Raw genomic sequence first — 16943 nt, forward strand, 5'->3', positions numbered from 1 at the left:
TAACCGCGCGAGTGGACCTGTCGTGACTCCGCGAGTGGCACTTTCGTGCACCCACGAAACGTCCAGTCGTGTGGATGCGAGTGGTGACCGTGCGAGTGGACCTGTCGTGGGTGTGCGAGTGGGACTTTCGTGCATCCACGAGGCGTCCAGTCGTGTGGATGCGAGTGGTGATCGTGCGAGTGGACCTGTCGTGGGTGTGCGAGTGGGACTTTCGTGCATCCACGAGGCGTCCAGTCGTGTGGATGCGAGTGGTGACCGCGCGAGTGGGCATCTGGTGGGTGCGCGAGTGGGACTTTCGTGCTCACACGAAGCGTCCAGTCGTGTGGATGCGAGTGGTGACCGTGCGAGTGGGCATCTCGTGGGTCCGCGAGTGGGACTTTCGTGCCCACACGAAGCGTCCAGTCGTGCGGATGCGACTGGTGACCGCGCGAACGGACACGTCGTGGCTCCGCGAGTGGCACTTTCGTGCACCCACGAAACGTCCTGCCGTGGAAACGCGAGTGCGCCCACCTCCCGGGGAGCCAGGCCATGACCCACCTCGCCACCCCGGCCGAGATCGCCCACGCCCTCGGCCTTCACCCGCCCACCCCGGAACAGGCAGCGGTCATCGCGGCGCCGATCGAGCCCGCGCTCGTCGTCGCGGGGGCTGGGGCCGGCAAGACCGAGACCATGGCCGCCCGGGTGGTCTGGCTCGTCGCCAACGGGTTCGTCACCCCGGAGCGTGTCCTGGGCCTGACGTTCACCCGCAAGGCCGCCCGCCAGCTCGCCGACCGCGTCCGCGCCCGCCTGCGCCGCCTCGCCGGCTCCGGCCTCCTCGACCGCCTCGACCCGGGCGGCGCGCGCCGGGCCGCGGTGCTCGCCGGGGAACCCACCGTCCTCACCTACCACGCCTACGCCGGCCGCCTCCTCGCCGAGCACGGCCTGCGCCTGCCGGTCCAACCCGGCGTCCGCCTGCTCTCCGAAACCAGCTCCTGGCAGCTCGCCCACCGCGTCGTCTCCACGTGGGACGAAGACCTGGACACCGACCGCGTCCCCGCCTCGGTCACCGCCCAGCTCCTCGCCCTCACCGGCGAACTCGGCGAGCACCTGGTCACCGAGGACGAACTCGCCGAGTACACCCGCTGGCTCTGCGACCTCATCGAACGCGCCCCGCGCGCCAAGGGCCAGCGCGCCGCGATGCCGAAGACCCTGACCGACATCGTCGCCGCGCAGAAGTTCCGCCTCTCGCTCATCCCGCTCATCGAGGAGTACCAGCGCCGCAAACGAGCCGAGGGCGCACTCGACTTCGCCGACCAGATGTCTCTGGCCGCCACGCTCGCCGACGGCCACCCCCAGGTCGCCGAGGGCGAACGCGCCCGCTACGGCGCCGTCCTCCTCGACGAGTACCAGGACACCGGCCACGCCCAGCGCATCCTGCTGCGCGCCCTCTTCGGCGGCGTCGAGAACGAGCCCCTGCCGGTCACCGCGGTCGGCGACCCCGCACAGGCCATCTACGGCTGGCGCGGCGCGAGCGCGGCCAACCTGCCGCGCTTCACCACCGACTTCCCGCGCAAGGACCGCAAACCCGCCCACGAGTACGGCCTGCTCACCAGCTTCCGCAACCCCGCCGAAGTCCTCGTCCTCGCCAACGGCATCGCCGAACCGCTGCGCCGGCGCGGCCTCGGCGTCGAGCGGCTCCGCGCCCGCGACAACGCCGACCCCGCCGACATCGAGGTCGCCCTGCTGCCGGACATCCGCACCGAACGCGAGTGGGTCGCCGACGCCTTGGCGCGCCGGTGGTTCGCCCACCAGGACGAGCACGGCGCCCCGCCCACCGCCGCCGTCCTCGTCCGCCGCCGCGCCGACATGGCCCCGATCGCCGCCGAGCTGCGGGCCCGCGGCCTGCCGGTCGAGGTCGTCGGCCTCGGCGGGCTCCTCGACGAACCCGAGGTGGCCGACCTCGCCGCCACCCTGCGCGTCCTCGCCGACCCGCTCGCCGGCACCGCCGCCGCCCGCCTGCTCACCGGCGCCCGCTGGCGACTCGCGGCCGCCGACCTCGCCGCGTTGTGGCGGCGCGCCAACGAGATCTCCGCACCACCGCCTACCGAAGAGTCCAAGGTGGACGACCTGTTCGCCGAACGCGCCGAGCAGACCGGCCTCATCGACGCGCTCGACGACCCGGGCGACCCCAAGCGCTACTCCCCGGAGGGCTACCGCCGCATCCGGCGGCTCGGCCAGGAACTCGCCGCGCTGCGCCGCCGCCTCGACCAGTCGCTGCCCGAGCTGGTCGCAGACGTGGAGCGGACCATGCTGCTCGACGTCGAGGCGCAGGCCCGCCCCGGCAGCGCGCGCCGCGCCCACCTGGACGCCTTCGCCGACGTGGTCACCGACTTCGCGGAGACCTCGCCCACCGCCACCCTGATGTCCTTTGTGGACTACCTGGCGACCGCGGCGCACGCCGAGGACGGCCTCACCCCGGGCGAGGTCGAGGTGGTGCCGGATCGCGTGCAGGTGCTGACCGTCCACTCGGCGAAGGGCCTGGAGTGGGAGGTCGTCGCCGTGCCGCACCTGGCGCGCGAGGTCTTCCCCAACAAGCGCCGCTCCTCGTCCTGGCTGCGCACCGTCACGTCGCTGCCCGCCGCGCTGCGCGGTGACTCCGCGGACCTGCCGAAGCTGCGCGTGTCCGACGGCATGGACCGCAAGGAGGTCATCGAGGCCTTCGAGATCCACGAGCAGGACTTCGCCGAGCGCGAGGCCGACGAGGAACGCCGCCTCTGCTACGTGGCGCTGACCCGCTCCGAGCGCGCGCTCATCGTGTCCGGCCACTGGTGGAACCAGACCAGCACACGCCCCAAGGGCCCGTCGGACTTCCTGCTCGAGGTCGGCGAACTGGCCGCCGACGGTGTCGGCAAGGTCGCCGCCTGGGCCGACGAACCGCCCGCCGACGAGGAGAACCCGCTGGTCAGCCAGGCCCGGTCGGCGCAATGGCCGTCCGATCCGCTGACCGGCCGCCGCGACGCCGTGCACGAGGGCGCCGACCTGGTCCGCACCGCGCTCGACGAGGGCGAGATCGAGGACGAGGACGAGGACGACCCGGACGGCTGGATCGCCGACACCGACGTGCTGCTCGCCGAGTACGCCAAGCGCGCCGGCACAGCCGAGCAGGTCACGCTGCCCGACCACCTGTCGGTGAGCCAGCTCGTCGAGCTCGCCGCGGACCCGGCCGGGCTGGCCCGCCGATTGCGCCGGCCGCTGCCCGTGCCGCCCAACACGTTCGCCCGTCGCGGCACCGCGTTCCACGGCTGGCTGGAGCGGCGCTTCGCCGGTGACCGCCTGTTCGACCTCGACGAGCTGCCCGGCGCCGCCGACCCGGACGAGGCCGGCGACGACGCGCTCGAAGCGCTGCAGGAGGCCTTCGACCGCAGCGCCTGGGCGTCGCGCACCCCGCACGAGGTGGAGGTGCCGTTCTCCACCGAGGTGGACGGCGTGACCGTGCGCGGGCGGATGGACGCCGTGTTCGCCGATCCGGACGGCGGCTGGACCGTCGTGGACTGGAAGACCGGCGCCGTGCCCGAGGAGGGCCGGATGGCCTCGCTCGCCGTGCAGCTCGCGGCGTACCGTCTGGCTTGGGCGTCGCTGTCCGGAACGCCGTTGGAGAAGGTGCGCGCGGCCTTCCACTACGTGCGCGAGGACCACACGGTGCGCCCGGTGGACCTGCTCGACGCGGACGGTCTCCGTGATCTGCTCCGCAGCGTGCCACAGCCCTAGCGAGGCCTGACATGATCGCTTACGATCCGCGGGTGCGTGTCGCGGACGAACCGGACCACTCGCTCGTCGGCGTCGTCCGGATGCCGGAGCCGGCGCTCAGCCCGATCCGGTCCATCGGCAGACGGGTCCTGTGGGCGCTGGTCGCGCTCGGGGCGGCCGTGGCCATCGTCTACCTGGGGCGGGACGGCTACCGCGACGTCAACGAGGACGGGCTCTCGCTGCTCGACGCGTTCTACTACGCCACGGTGTCGCTGTCGACCACCGGCTACGGTGACATCACCCCGGTCACCAGCTCGGCCCGGCTGATCAACGTGCTGGTGATCACCCCGTTGCGGGTGCTGTTCCTGATCGTCCTGGTCGGCACCACGCTCGAGGTGCTGACCGAACGGTCGCGGCAGGCGTTCCGGATCCAGAAGTGGAGGACCAAGGTGCGGGACCACGTGGTGGTCGTCGGGTTCGGGACCAAGGGTCGGGCCGCGGTCAAGACCCTGCTCGGGGACGAGGCGGTCGAGCCGAACAAGATCGTCGTGGTGGACACCGACCAGCAGGCGCTGGACGCGGCCGCCGCACTCGGGCTGGTCACCGTGCACGGCTCGGCCACCCGGTCGGACGTGCTGCGGGTGGCGGCGGTGCAGCGGGCGCGGGCGGTCGTGGTCGCCGCGGACCGCGACGACTCGGCGGTGCTGGCCACGCTCACCGCGCGGGAGCTGGCGCCCAAGGCGCACATCGTGGTTTCGGTGCGCGAGGCGGAGAACGTGCACCTGCTCAAGCAGTCCGGCGCGAACCAGGTGGTGGTGTCGAGCGAGACCGCGGGGCGGCTGCTCGGCATGGCGACGTCCACCCCGGTGGTGGTCGACATGTTCGAGGACCTGCTGACCCCGGAGTCCGGGCTGGCGATCGCCGAGCGCCCGGCGGAGAAGTCCGAGGAGGGCGGCTCGCCGCGGCACCTGCCGGACATCGTGCTCGGCGTGGTGCGCGACGGGCAGCTCTACCGGGTGGACGCGGCCGCCGTGGACGCCATCGAGCCGGGCGACCGGTTGCTCTACGTGAGGAAAGTGACCCCGGCCGACCAGGTTGAGTGATAGCTCTCGGCAGCCTGTCGGCGGCTGGGCTTCACCCGGAGCTTCTGGAAGCATGGAGATCGTGCTGCGCTGGAACACCCTCGCCGTCGCCGTGCTGGTCGGCATCGCCATCGTGACCGCCGTGTGGTGGGCGGGTCCGGGCATGCTGGGCACCGCGGCCGCGGCGCAGGGCACGGTCGCGCAGGCCACGGTCACCAAGGGTGCCGAGTGCACGGCGCCGAACCCGCAGGAGACGGTGGAGATCACGCTCGACGGCCGGACCCGCACGGGGACCCTGGACGCGTGCGGGCACGACCAGAACGACCGGGTCGACGTCACGGTGCCGGCCTCGGCGGGCGACGGGGACATCCAGGTCCACCTGGCGGACGTGGTCACCGGCCACGACGACCTGCGCCGCCCGGTCGGGCTGGCGCTGCTGGCGCTGAGCTGCCTCGGTGGAGGCACCTACGCGTTCCTGGTGCACCGCGGCCCGCGCCGCGCGGAGGCGCCGACCGCGGCCTGACGTCCGGCGGGGGAGTGGATGGTGTGCCGGCGGTTGCGTGAGCCTGGGGCCTCCGCGGCCGGTGGGGTGGCTCCGCGTCGGGGCGGATGCCGCCCAGCGGCCGGCACCGGCGCGAGTCGTTGCCGGCTTCGGCGGTCGGTGCCGCGGGCCCGAGCTGAGTTTCGAGGCCCTCCGGCGGTGGCTGCCGTCCCCGCGCCCGGCCCCCGCCGCCAGGCTCAGCTGACCTCGGCCGCCGGCGCGGCGAACGTGTTGCACTTCGCGATCCGGTTGAACTGCGCGCCCGTCCGCCACCACTGCGCGTAGTGCGCGTTGGTGCCGTGGTCGGCGCTGCCGGAGGTGTTGTCGCCGCGGGTGTCCTGGTCTCGCCAGGCCTTGGAGTACATGTCGCGCGTCACCGAGCCGCCCCGGTCGACCACCGCGCCCAGGAACATCCCGGAAAAGCACTGCGCCTGCAGCTCCTTGCGCCGCGACAGCTCCAGCCCGGCCGGGGTGTTCTGGCCGACGGCGTAGATCTGCTGCCACACCGCGTCCATGATCCCGGCGACCTCCTGCACGTGGTGGCCGTACTCGTGCGCGAACAGCGCCAGGTACACACCCGGGTTGTCGCCGTACTGGTCGGTCTGCAGGCCGCGGAAGGGCACGTACAGGTTGTCGTCGCAGTAGTAGGCCGCCGTCGCCACGCTCACCGCTATCGTGCCGCACGCGGTGGTGAAGTGGGTGCCGGTCGGGAAGTGCAGCGTCGGCGGCGTGAACGGCAGGTGGTAGCGCTCCAGGAACTGGCCCCACGCCTGGTTGAGGCACTGGTCGGCGGCGGTGAAGAACGCCTCGGCGGAGGCCTGGTCGCTGTGCCACTCCGGCAGCTCGCACGCGAAGTTCTGCAGCCCGTCGTCCGGGTTCCGCAGGATCGGGTGGTTCGCCAGTTCCAGGATCTTCTCGCCGTCCACCGAGCTGGTCGCCGCGCCCGCCGCGTTGCCGCCGCTGGCCGCGGTGCTCGTCGGCGCGGCCACCGTCGGTGACGGCGCGTCCGGCCCGTTGCCGACCGCGATGAACACCACCAGCCCCGCGAGCAGCACCACCACGGCGCTCAGCGCGAACGCGGTCACCGGCCGCGAGGAACGACGCTCCGCCCGGTGCCGCGGCGCGGACGAGGGCGGCGGCAACGGGTCCCGGGGCGGGGGAGACGTCATCGGCCGCCAGCATAGTCAGCGCGTGCCGCGAGGGAGAGATCACGACTCGGCGGCGGCGGCGTGCCACCCGTGGCCGGTGCCGGACCGCTCTGCGAGAGTGGGCGGCGAAGCGACCCGCAGGAAGTTGGAGAAGACCCGATGAGCGACACCGGAGGCTGGACCGGCCCCGATCCGAAGGACCGGCCGGACGACAAGACGCCTCCCGCCGGGAACCCGATCCCGCCTGCCCCGCCGCCGCCCGGCGCGCCCTACCAGCAGCAGGGCTGGGGACCGCGGCCCGGCTACGGCAAGCCCGGCGTGATCCCGCTCCGCCCGCTGTCGGTCGGCGAGATCCTCGACGGCGCCATCACCACCATGCGCCGTCACCCCGCGCTCGTGTTCGGCTCGTCGGCCGTGGTCGCGGTGATCGGCGCGGTGCTGCAGCTGCTCGCCAGCCGCTACCTGCTGCCGGACTTCCAGAGCCTGCAGAACCTCAGCCCCGCCGCCACCGACCAGCAGGTCCAGGACGCCGCCCTCCGGGCCCTCGGCGACAGTGCCATCGTCATCGGTGTGTCGGTGATCATCACCGTGCTGACGCAGACCTTCCTGTCCGGCTTCCTGACCGTGGTCATCGGCAAGGCCGTGCTCGGCAGGCCGGTCACGTTCGGCGAGGCGATGGCCGAGGCGCGGCCGCGGTTCCTGCCGCTGCTCGGCGCGACGATCATCTACGTCATCGCGGTCGCTGTCGGCTCGCTGCTGTGCGTGGTCCCCGGCATCTGGCTCTACACCCTGCTGGGTCTGACCACTCCGGCGCTGGTGCTGGAGCGTGCGCGCGTGGGGCAGTCGCTGAAGCGCTCGGCGAGCCTCGTGTCCGGCTCGTGGTGGCGGTGCTTCGGCATCCTGCTGCTGGCCGGGCTGATCGCCTCGGTGCTGGCCTACCTGATCGACATCCCGTTCAGCCTCGGTGCCGGCGGCACCGACGTGCTGACTGGTGAGGCCGTGCCGTCCGGCTGGGGCGCGCTGCTGATCATCGCCGTGGGACAGGTGATTTCGCAGACGATCGTGCAACCGTTCGCCGCGAACACGACCGCCCTGCTCTACATCGACCAGCGCATGCGCAAGGAGGGCATGGACCTCCAGCTGGCGCGGGCGGCGGGCACGGCTTGATCCGGCTCGCCGACGTCCCGGTCGTCATCGACGCCGACGACGCCCGCCGCGCCGCCGAGGCCGAGCTGTCCGACCCCGCCTACGCGCTCGCGCAGCCGAGCTGGTTCGACCGCGCCGTGGGCTGGCTCGCCGAGCGCCTCGCCGACCTGGTCGAGGGTGCGGCGAACGTGGTGCCGGGCGGCGGGTTCGGCGTGGTCGTGCTGATCGCGGTGCTGGTGCTGGTGATCGTGGTGGTGCGGCTGCGCGTCGGGCCGCTCGCCCGGGCCGCGCGCCGCCCTGGCGTGGTCTTCGCCGACCGCACGCGCACCGCACAGGACTACCGGGACGCGGCCGAGCAGGCGTTCGCGGCCGGCGATCCCGGTGCCGCGGTGCGCGACCGCTTCCGCGCCGTGGTCCGATCGCTGGAGGAACGCGGAGTGCTCGACGAACGCGCCGGGCGCACGGCGGACGAGGCCGCGCGCGAAGCCGGCGCGCGCCTGCCCTCGGCCCAGGACGCCCTGCGGCAGGGCGCCGAGTTGTTCGACGCCGTGCACTACGGCGGCCGCCCGGCCACCGCCGAGGACTACCACCGCCTGGCCGGCCTCGACGACCTGGTCCGCCGGAGCCGTCCCGAGGTGCCGGCGTGACCAGTGTGGCTCCCGACGCCCGCCGGATCTGGCGGGCGGCCCGCGCTCCGCTGGTGATCGCGGTGATCGTGCTCATCGGCGCGGTGGTCGTGCTGCTCGGCTCGGCCGGGCAGCAACGCGGGTCGCTCGACCCCGAGTCCGTCCAGCCTGGCGGATCACGCGCGCTGGCGCGGCTGCTCGAACAGCAGGGCGTGCGGATCGTGCCCGCGCGGACCTACGCCGAGGCCGAAGCCGCGTTGCGGGGCGAGGCGACGCTGCTCGTCACCGGTCCGGACGCGGTCGAACCGGGCCGCCTCGCGGCGCTGCGGTCCCGCGCGACCGACGCGGTGCTGGTCGGCCCCGGCGATCCGGTCCTGGACATCCTGGTGCCCGGTGTGGTGGTCAGCGGCGAGGTCGAGCCGTCGGCGCGCGAGCCCGGGTGCACGGTCGCGGGCGCGGTCGCCGCGGGCAACGCCGTGCTGGGCGGCTTCACCTACGAGGCACACGGCCGGGCCCGCGGCTGCTACGACGGCACGCTGCTGCAGCTGCCCGGCGACCGCGGCACCACCACCATCCTCGGCGACGGCACCCCGATGACCAACGACCGCCTGGACGAGGTGGGCGACGCGGCGCTGACCATGCGCCTGCTCGGCCGCCACGCGACGCTCGTCTGGTACGTGCCCACGCCGGGCGACACCGGCGCCGGGCTCGGGGCGCGGTCGTTCACCGATCTCATCCCGCGGCCCTGGCTGTTCGGCGCCATCCAGCTCGGCGTCGCCGCGGTGCTCTTCGCGTTGTGGCGCGCCCGGCGGCTCGGGCCGGTCGTGACCGAACAGCTGCCGGTCGTCGTGCGCGCCGCCGAGACGACCGAGGGCCGCGCCCGGCTCTACCGCCGCGCGGGCGCGGCCGATCATGCCGCGGCTACGCTTCGGCAGGCGGCGATCGGCCGGATGCGGCCGCTGCTCGGCCTCGGCGCGGGCGCGGAACCGGCGGCCGTGGTCGCCGCGGCCGCGGCCCGCACCGGACGGCCCGGCGCGGCCGTCGGGGAGCTTCTGTACGGTCCCGCGCCGGGGGACGACGCCGGTCTGGTCCGCCTCGCCGACGAGCTGGACCGCATCGAGAGGGAGATCAGTTGACCAGCACGGACACCACTTCGGACGCCCGGAACGCGTTGGTCGCGTTGCGCGCCGAGGTCGGGAAGGCGGTGGTCGGCAACGACGCCGCGGTCACCGGGCTCATCATCGCGCTGCTGTGCCGCGGCCACGTGCTCGTCGAGGGCGTGCCGGGGGTGGCGAAGACGCTGCTGGTGCGGGCACTGGCGACGGCGCTGGACCTGGACACCACGCGCATCCAGTTCACGCCCGACCTGATGCCCGGCGACGTCACCGGCTCGATCGTCTACGACTCGCGCTCGGCCGAGTTCTCCTTCCGCGAGGGGCCGGTGTTCACGAACCTGCTGCTCGCCGACGAGATCAACCGCACCCCGCCGAAGACGCAGTCCGCGCTGCTGGAGGCGATGGAGGAGCGGCAGGTGTCGGTGGACGGGCGGCCGCGCCCGCTGCCGGACCCGTTCATCGTCATCGCCACCCAGAACCCGGTCGAGTACGAGGGCACCTACCCGTTGCCGGAGGCGCAGCTGGACCGGTTCCTGCTCAAGCTCACCGTGCCGCTGCCCACGCGCGAGGACGAGATCGGCGTGCTGGCCCGGCACGCGCAGGGGTTCGACCCGCGTGACCTGTCCGCGGCCGGGGTGCGTCCGGTCGCGGGGGTGGAGCAGCTCGCGGTGGCGCGGGCCGCGGTCGCCGGGGTGACCGTCGGGCCGGAGGTGCTCGGCTACATCGTCGACCTGTGCCGCGCGACGCGGGCGATGCCGTCGGTGCGGCTCGGCGTGTCCCCGCGCGGTGCCACCGCGTTGCTCGCCGCGACGCGGGCCTGGGCCTGGCTGTCCGGGCGTGCGTTCGCGACCCCGGACGACGTGAAAGCGCTTGCGCGGCCGGCGTTGCGGCACCGGCTGGACCTGCGTCCGGAGGCCGAGCTGGAGGGCGCGACCGCGGACGGCGTGATCGAGCGCGTGCTGGCCACCGTCCCCGTCCCGCGCTGACATGGCGATCACCGGCCGGGCCGGCCTGCTGGCGCTCGTGGGCATCGTCGTGGTGGCGCTCGGGGTGCCGTCGTGGACGGGGGTGCTCGCGGTGCTCGGCGTGATCGCGCTCGGTGTCGTCGTGGACCTGGTGCTCGCGGCTTCGGTGCGGGGACTGGTGTTCGCGCGGTCCGGGGCGAGCGCGGCGCGGCTCGGCGAGACGGTCGAGGTGACGCTGTCGGTGACGAACCCGGGATCCCGTCCGCTGCGCGGGGTGCTGCGGGACGCGTGGCCGCCGAGCGCCGGTGTGGAGCAGGACCGGTTCCGGATCGCGGTGCCGGCCGGGGAGCGGCGGTCGGTCGTCGTGCGGCTGACTCCGGTGCGGCGGGGCGACCGGTCGCCGGCGCGGGTGACCGTGCGCGCGCTGGGGCCGCTCGGGCTGGCCGGGCGGCAGGGGTCGCACCAGGTGCCGGGCGGTGTCCGGGTGCTGCCGCCGTTCACCAGCCGCAAGCACCTGCCGTCGCGCCTGGCGCGGTTGCAGCAGCTCGACGGCAGGCAGGCGGCGCTGGTGCGGGGCGAGGGCACGGAGTTCGACTCGCTGCGGGAGTACGTCATCGGCGACGACGTGCGGTCGATCGACTGGCGGGCTTCGGCGCGGGCGGCGGACGTGATGGTGCGGACGTGGCGGCCGGAGCGGGACCGGCGGGTGCTGCTGGTGCTGGACACCGGGCGGACGTCGGCGGGCCGGGTCGGCGACGTGCCGCGCCTGGACGCGGCGATGGACGCGGCGTTGTTGCTGGCGGTGCTGGCGTCCCGGGCTGGGGACCGGGTCGACTTCCTGGCCTACGACCGGCAGGTGCGGGCGGACGTGCGCGGGCTCGCGGCCGCGGAGTTGTTGCCAGGCCTGGTGAACGCGATGGCGCCGCTCGAGGCGAGCCTCGTGGAGACCGACGCGCGCGGCATGGTGGCGCAGGTGCTGCGCCGCGCCCGGCGGCGGTCGCTGGTGGTGCTGCTGACCGGGCTGGACGCGGCGCCGCTGGAGGAGGGTCTCCTGCCGGTGCTGCCGTCCGTGGTGGGACGACACCAGCTGCTGGTGGCCGGCGTGGCGGACCCGGCGGTGGCCGCGATGGCCAGCGCCCGCGGCGACGCGGAGGCGGTCTACGAGGCGGCGGCGGCCGAGCGGACCCTGGCGGAGCGGCGGCACGTGACCAGCCTGCTGGCGCAGCGCGGGGTCGAGGTGGTGGACGCGGTGCCGGCGGAGCTGGCGCCCGCGCTGGCCGACCGGTACCTGGAGCTGAAGGCCACCGGACGGTTGTAGGCCACCCGCTCAGTCCGTGGCGATCACCATGAACAAGCGCGTGCTGAGCCGCTGCATCAGCTCCTCCGGCACCTCGCCGACCTGGCGCGTCAGGGACTCCTTCGGCACGTGGTCCAGCCACGTGTACCGCACCCACCCGCCGGCGCCGGTGGCCACGCTCAGCGGCACGGCGTGCTCGATGACCTCCATCGTCACCACGTGCTCGTCGTCGATGTCGTTCAGCATGTTGCCGGAGAAGACCAGCACCCGCCGCGAGCCGCCGGACACCGTCCAGATCTGGCCCCTACGCGGCCGAAGAGCCACGGGCACGCCAGTCGTCCGCGGCGGCGCGCACCTGCTCGGGGTGCTCGGCGTTCCACCGCGCCTGCTGCTCGCACAGCTGCCGGTACGCCTCACGCTCGACGGCAGCCCGGACCCACTCGTCCACGGACTGGCCCGCCGCCTCGGCAAGGGCCCTCACCTGGGCGTACGTGTCATCGGAAAGCTCCAGCCGCATCCTGTCACCATAGGACGCGCCACCGACAATCCCGGGCAGCGGCGTGTCACCCGGCCTCGGGCAGCAGGTCACCGCGGTCGCGCGCGGCGCTGTCGCCGGTGACCCCGGCCCGCACGGCCCGCCGCCCGAGGACGAACACGTACACCAGGAACAGCACTTCGGCAGCGACGCCGATCGCGATCCGCCCCCACGTCGGCAGCCCGGACGGCGTCACGAACGCCTCGATCACGCCCGACACGAACAACACGCACGCCAGCCCGAGCGCCATGCCGGCCGCCGCCCGGCCCTCCTGCGCCAGCGCCACCGCGCGGGACCGCCGTCCCGGGTTGACGACCGTCCACCCCAGACGGAGACCGGTGCCCGCCGCGACGAACACCGCGGTCAGCTCCAGCAACCCGTGCGGCGTGATCAGGCCGAAGAAGACGTCCAGCCGTCCGGCCGCGGCCATGAACCCGGCCGACAGCCCGACGTTGAGCGCGTTCTGCCACAGCGCGACCAGCACCGGGATGCCCAGCAGCACCCCGAAGAACAGGCACACCGCCGCGACCCAGGCGTTGTTCGTCCACACCTGCGCGGCGAACGAGGCGGCCGGGTTGCTGGAGTAGTAGGTCTCGAACCGCCCGCCCGGCTCGGTGAGCGCGCGGATGGCCTCCGGCGCCGCGATGCTCGCCTGCACCTGCGGGTCGGACGCGATCCACGCGCCGATCAGCCCGCCCACCACGATCGCCACCAGCGCGGTCGGCAGCCACCACCGGACCGTCGTGTAGACGGCGGCGGGGAAGCGCTGCGCGAAGAACAGCCCGACCTCGCGCCAGGCCGGCGTGTGCGAGCCGGTGACCGCCGAGCGGGCGCGCGTGACCAGCGACGACAGCCAGGACAGCAGGGCCGGGTCCGGCGCCGAGGACCGCACCACGGACAGGTGCGTGGCGGCGCGCTGGTAGAGGGTGACCAGCTCGTCGGCCTCCGGCCCGGTCAGCCTGCGGGCGGCCAGCAGCTGGTCCAGCCGGGCCCATTCGGCGCGGTGGGCCGCGACGAACAGGTCCACGTCCATGGGGGCAGATTACAGTGAGCCCGTGACAGGCGAACCCGATCTGGTGACCGGCGAGGCCGTGGTGCTGGAGCTGCCGATCGCGCAGGTCGCCAGCCGGGCCGCGGCGTTCGCGATCGACGTGGCGGTGCAGGCCGCCGCGCTCGTGCTCTTCATGCTGGCGCTGTCGGTGTCCGGCGTGACCGACGAGGCGTTGTTCGCCGCGCTGGCGCTGAGTTTCTTCGTGCTCGTGCGGGTCGGGTACTCGGTGCTGTTCGAGACGCTCAGCCGTGGCCGCACGCTCGGCAAGATGGCCATGGGCTTGCGCGTCGTGCGCGACGACGGTGGCCCGGTCCGCTTCCGGCAGGCACTGACGCGGGCGCTGGCCGGCGCGATCGTCGACTTCGGACCGGTGCTGGCGTGGAGTGCGGTGGCGTTGTTCGTATCGCTGTTCTCGCCGCGGTCCAAGCGGGTCGGGGACTACCTGGCGGGCACGGTGGTGATCCGGGAACGCGCGGCGCGGACGGTGGCGCCGAACATCGCGATGCCACCCGCGCTGGCCGGCTGGGCGGCGCAGCTCGACTTGACCGGGTTGAGCGACGAGCTGGCCCTGATGGCGCGGCAGTACCTGGCGCGGTACGCCGAGCTGAGCGACCGGGCGCGGGAACCGTTGGGCCACCAGCTGGCCCAGGACGTGGCGGCGCGAATCGGGACGCCGCCGCCGTGGGGCGTGCCGCCGTGGGCGTACCTGCAGGCGGTGCTCGCGGAGCGGCGGCGCCGGGCCGGCGGGTACGCCGGAGCGCCCGGCTGGCCGCTGGCGCCGGGCGCGCCGGCGGTGCCGCAGCAGGTGGTGGTGCCGCAGCAGGCGCCGGTGGCGGTGCCGCAGCCGACGTCCGCGCCGCCACCGGCGGCGCCGGGCGAGCCGACGCCAGGCGCGTCGGCGCCGCAGGTTCCCGTGCCGCAGACGCCGGTGGCTGCTCCACCGGCATCGCAGCCGCCACCGGCGGAGCCCGGTGAGCCGACGCCGCCGCGCGGATTCGCGCCGCCGAGCTGAGCTTCCGCTGTGGGCTGATCAGCGGCGCGCCCCGCCCCGCTGATCAGGCCGCCGACGCCAGGCGTCCGCCCCCGTCCACGCGGAGGACCACTCCGGTCGTGTACGTGTTGTCCGTCAGGAACGCGATCGCCGAGGCGATGTCGTCCGGCGTGCCCACCCGGCGCGCCGGCAGCCCGGCCGCGATGGCCTCGAACGTCGCCGCCTTCGTGTCGGCGTCCAGGAAGTCCCACCACGCCGTGTCGACCACGCCCGGCGACACCGCGTTGACCCGCACCGGCGCCAGTTCCACCGCCAGCACCGGCACCATCGCCTCGATCGCCGCGTTCACCGCCGCCAGCGTGGCCGTCCCGGGCATCGCCGCCCCGGCCGACGCCGCCGTCACGAACGTCAGCGAACCCCGCAGCACCGGCAGCGCCGCACGGGCCGCGGCGGTGTGCGGCACCAGCTTCCCGTCCACGCCCTCGCGCACGCCGTCCATCGTCAGGTCGGCGAACGCCGTCGTCCCGGGCGCCCCGGTGACGGTGACGACCAGGTGGTCCACCGGCCCGGTCGACCCGAAGAACGCCTCCAGCGCCGCGTAATCCCGCGCGTCCACGACCTCACCCCGTGCGTCGCCCAGCTTCGCCAGCGCGGCGTCGAGCTTCCCGGCGTCGCGCCCGGTCACGATCACCTCCCGGCCGCTGTCGGCCATCCGGTGCGCGGTCGCCAGCCCGATGCCGGAGGTGCCACCCAGGATCACGACTCGTTCGGTCACGATCTCTCTCCTCAATTTCGAGACAGTGTGCACCGAAAACATATCCGAGGCACGGTGTCTTGTAAAGTGCCGCGCATGAGAGGACGCCCCCGCAGCGAAGAGGCCCGGCGCGCGATCCTGGACACCGCCCTGCGCATCTGCCACCGGGACGGCTACCAGCAGGTCACGATCAAGGCGATCGCCGACGAGGCCGGCGTCGGGCGGCAGACCGTCTACCGCTGGTGGCCCGATCGCGCCCAGGTGCTCCTCGACGCCCTCATCGACCTGCGCACCCGCGAGCCCGACCTCGACCGGCACACCGGTGACACGCTGCGCGACGTCGAGCGCGTGCTGGTCCGCACCTTCGAACTCACCCACGAGATCACCGGCCCGGCGCTGATCGGCCTGATGGCCGACGCCCAGACCGACGACGACCTGTCCGCCCGCTTGCAGGGCACGGTCATCGGCCCCCGCCGCGACGCCCTGCGCGAGATCCTCCGGCGCGGCGTCGACTCGGGCGAACTCGCCGAGAACGTCCCGCTCCCGCTCGTCGTCGACTTCGCGTTCGGCACGATGTGGTACCGCCTGCTCAGCCGCCACGCCCCGGTCGACGACCGCCTCGCCGCCGACATCACCGCCGCGATCGCGCGCCTGCTCGCCCGCTAACCTGCGCGGGTGCGATGGCTGTGCGCCGCCCTCCTGCTCCTCACCCCGCCGCTGCCGACCCTGCCGAACAGCGCCGAGGTCGAACTGCGGCTCCAGCCCGACGGCTCGCTGTCGGTCGTCGAGGCGATCGACGTCGGCGCCCGCACCACCCGCACCATCCCGCTGCGCACGCCCGCCGGAGGCGATCGCGACCAGGTCTACACCCTCCGCGACCTGAGCCTCGAGGGTTCCGGCTCGGCCGAGCGGCGCGACGATGCCGTCACCCTCAGCCTGAACCCCGGCACCTCGATCGTCCGGTACACAGTGGACGGTGCGGTCCGGGATGCGGGTGACCGGCTCGAGGTCACCTGGACCCTGGAAGGCTGGGACACCGCCCGCACCCTCGTCCGCGCGAGCTTCGCCGCGCCGCGCATCGCGATCGGCGTCCGCTGCAGCGGCTGCGCCGCCGCCCAGAACGACCAGACCGGGCTGACCCGGTTCTCCGGGCAGCGCCTCGGCCCGGGCCAGACGCTGGACATCGCGGTCGACCTCCCGCCCGGCACCGTCCCCGCCAACGCCCGCGTCCAACCGGCCAGGACGCTCGCCGGCGCGTTCGTCCTGACCGCACCCGTCGCCTGGGCGTGGATCGCGTTCGGGCTCCTGCTCCTCGCCGGGGCGGTGTCCCTCCTGCTCATCCGCCGCGACCGCGAGCCCCTGCCCGCCGGGTTCACCGCGGAGCCGTTCGCGACCCCGGACGGCGTCCTGCCCGGCCACATCGCCTTGCTCCGCAACGAGAACCCGGCGGTCGTCACCGCCGTCGACCTCGCGATCCGCGGCTACCTCGGCGCGGACGCCGCACCGACCCACCCGCCCGACGACCGGCTCACCGCGTTCGAGCGCCGCGTCCTGGCCGGCGAGGACCCCACGGCGGCCCTGGCAGCCGACGCGATCCGCCGCGGCTGGCTCCGGCCGCCCGGGCGCGCGCGCCGGGCGGGCATCCGGATCACCTGCTACGGCCTGTTCCTGACGATCGTGCTCGCCCTGACCGTCGGTTACGCGCAACTCGGCGTGATCCTCACCCTCGCTGGGCAGGCGCTGACGTTCGGCGCGCGGTTCCTCCCCACGCTCACCCGTCGCGGCCGCACGTTGGAGCGCCGCCTGCGTGACCCGGCCGGACTGCCCGCCGGTGAGCGGTTCGTCCCCTACGCGCTCGCCCTCGGGCGGCCGGCGCCGGACACCGCGTTCGCTCTCGGTGAATTCCTGGTCGCGCTGCAGGACCGTCGGCGGACCCCGGCCCCGTGATGGCCGTATGGTGGGGCGC

16 protein-coding genes are annotated in these 16943 nt (G+C 74.2%); 11 read left to right on the forward strand and 5 right to left on the reverse strand.

The window, feature by feature from the left end; all coding sequences use genetic code 11:
* Positions 1–528 precede the first annotated feature (528 nt).
* From IE290_RS33265 to IE290_RS33275, 3 genes are read left to right on the forward strand one after another with little or no spacing between them, the layout of a single operon-like run.
* Positions 529–3747, forward strand: a complete 3219-nt coding sequence (locus IE290_RS33265; RefSeq protein WP_191248695.1) for an ATP-dependent helicase — start codon at positions 529–531, stop codon at positions 3745–3747.
* An 11-nt stretch (positions 3748–3758) separates the two neighbouring features.
* Complete coding sequence (locus IE290_RS33270) at positions 3759–4829, forward strand: potassium channel family protein (protein ID WP_191248696.1); 1071 nt, start codon at positions 3759–3761, stop codon at positions 4827–4829.
* A gap of 52 nt (positions 4830–4881) precedes the next feature.
* On the forward strand, positions 4882–5331 hold the full coding sequence (locus tag IE290_RS33275; protein WP_191248697.1) for a hypothetical protein: 450 nt from the start codon (positions 4882–4884) through the stop codon (positions 5329–5331).
* Between the two features lie 215 nt (positions 5332–5546).
* Here IE290_RS33275 and IE290_RS33280 read toward each other — a convergent pair whose 3' ends face one another.
* Entirely contained in the window at positions 5547–6518 is a 972-nt protein-coding gene (locus IE290_RS33280; protein ID WP_229874857.1) for a neutral zinc metallopeptidase, read from the reverse strand.
* 138 nt (positions 6519–6656) lie between these two features.
* Between IE290_RS33280 and IE290_RS33285 the strand changes: the two genes are divergently transcribed.
* Genes IE290_RS33285 through IE290_RS33305 form a run of 5 tightly spaced genes read left to right on the forward strand, consistent with a single transcriptional unit; the run spans position 6657 to position 11667 of the window.
* Positions 6657–7664, forward strand: a complete 1008-nt coding sequence (locus IE290_RS33285) for a hypothetical protein (protein WP_191248698.1) — start codon at positions 6657–6659, stop codon at positions 7662–7664.
* A complete protein-coding gene (locus IE290_RS33290; protein ID WP_191248699.1) occupies positions 7661–8290 on the forward strand; it encodes a DUF4129 domain-containing protein in 630 nt (209 codons plus the stop codon). Before IE290_RS33285 ends, IE290_RS33290 begins: the two co-directional genes overlap by 4 nt.
* The gene (locus IE290_RS33295; RefSeq protein WP_191248700.1) at positions 8287–9405 is read left to right on the forward strand and encodes a DUF4350 domain-containing protein; all 1119 of its coding nucleotides are present in this window, start codon (positions 8287–8289) and stop codon (positions 9403–9405) included. The genes IE290_RS33290 and IE290_RS33295 overlap by 4 nt, the downstream gene beginning before the upstream one ends.
* A complete protein-coding gene (locus IE290_RS33300; RefSeq protein ID WP_191248701.1) occupies positions 9402–10370 on the forward strand; it encodes an AAA family ATPase in 969 nt (322 codons plus the stop codon). The genes IE290_RS33295 and IE290_RS33300 overlap by 4 nt, the downstream gene beginning before the upstream one ends.
* Position 10371: 1 nt before the next feature.
* Positions 10372–11667 (forward strand): DUF58 domain-containing protein, encoded by a 1296-nt coding sequence (locus IE290_RS33305; RefSeq protein ID WP_191248702.1) that lies wholly within the window; start codon positions 10372–10374, stop codon positions 11665–11667.
* Positions 11668–11676: 9 nt separating this feature from the next.
* Here IE290_RS33305 and IE290_RS33310 read toward each other — a convergent pair whose 3' ends face one another.
* From IE290_RS33310 to IE290_RS33320, 3 genes are read right to left on the reverse strand one after another with little or no spacing between them, the layout of a single operon-like run.
* Positions 11677–11976, reverse strand: a complete 300-nt coding sequence (locus tag IE290_RS33310) for a hypothetical protein (RefSeq protein ID WP_229874858.1) — start codon at positions 11974–11976, stop codon at positions 11677–11679.
* Positions 11951–12163 (reverse strand): ribbon-helix-helix protein, CopG family, encoded by a 213-nt coding sequence (locus IE290_RS33315; protein ID WP_191248703.1) that lies wholly within the window; start codon positions 12161–12163, stop codon positions 11951–11953. Before IE290_RS33315 ends, IE290_RS33310 begins: the two co-directional genes overlap by 26 nt.
* A gap of 46 nt (positions 12164–12209) precedes the next feature.
* Positions 12210–13214: a stage II sporulation protein M gene (locus IE290_RS33320; RefSeq protein WP_191248704.1), complete on the reverse strand. Its 1005-nt coding sequence runs from the start codon at positions 13212–13214 to the stop codon at positions 12210–12212.
* Between the two features lie 43 nt (positions 13215–13257).
* Between IE290_RS33320 and IE290_RS33325 the strand changes: the two genes are divergently transcribed.
* Positions 13258–14244, forward strand: coding sequence for an RDD family protein (locus IE290_RS33325; RefSeq protein ID WP_191248764.1), 987 nt, complete (start codon positions 13258–13260; stop codon positions 14242–14244).
* 43 nt (positions 14245–14287) lie between these two features.
* Here IE290_RS33325 and IE290_RS33330 read toward each other — a convergent pair whose 3' ends face one another.
* Complete coding sequence (locus tag IE290_RS33330) at positions 14288–14998, reverse strand: SDR family oxidoreductase (protein WP_229874860.1); 711 nt, start codon at positions 14996–14998, stop codon at positions 14288–14290.
* Between the two features lie 75 nt (positions 14999–15073).
* Here IE290_RS33330 and IE290_RS33335 point away from each other — a divergent pair, with 75 nt between their 5' ends.
* The gene (locus tag IE290_RS33335; protein WP_191248706.1) at positions 15074–15643 is read left to right on the forward strand and encodes a TetR/AcrR family transcriptional regulator; all 570 of its coding nucleotides are present in this window, start codon (positions 15074–15076) and stop codon (positions 15641–15643) included.
* Between the two features lie 9 nt (positions 15644–15652).
* Entirely contained in the window at positions 15653–16924 is a 1272-nt protein-coding gene (locus tag IE290_RS33340) for a DUF2207 domain-containing protein (protein ID WP_191248707.1), read from the forward strand.
* Positions 16925–16943 lie beyond the last annotated feature (19 nt).

Source organism: Amycolatopsis deserti (assembly GCF_014653945.1).
In the GTDB taxonomy this organism is placed as follows: domain Bacteria; phylum Actinomycetota; class Actinomycetes; order Mycobacteriales; family Pseudonocardiaceae; genus Amycolatopsis_E; species Amycolatopsis_E deserti.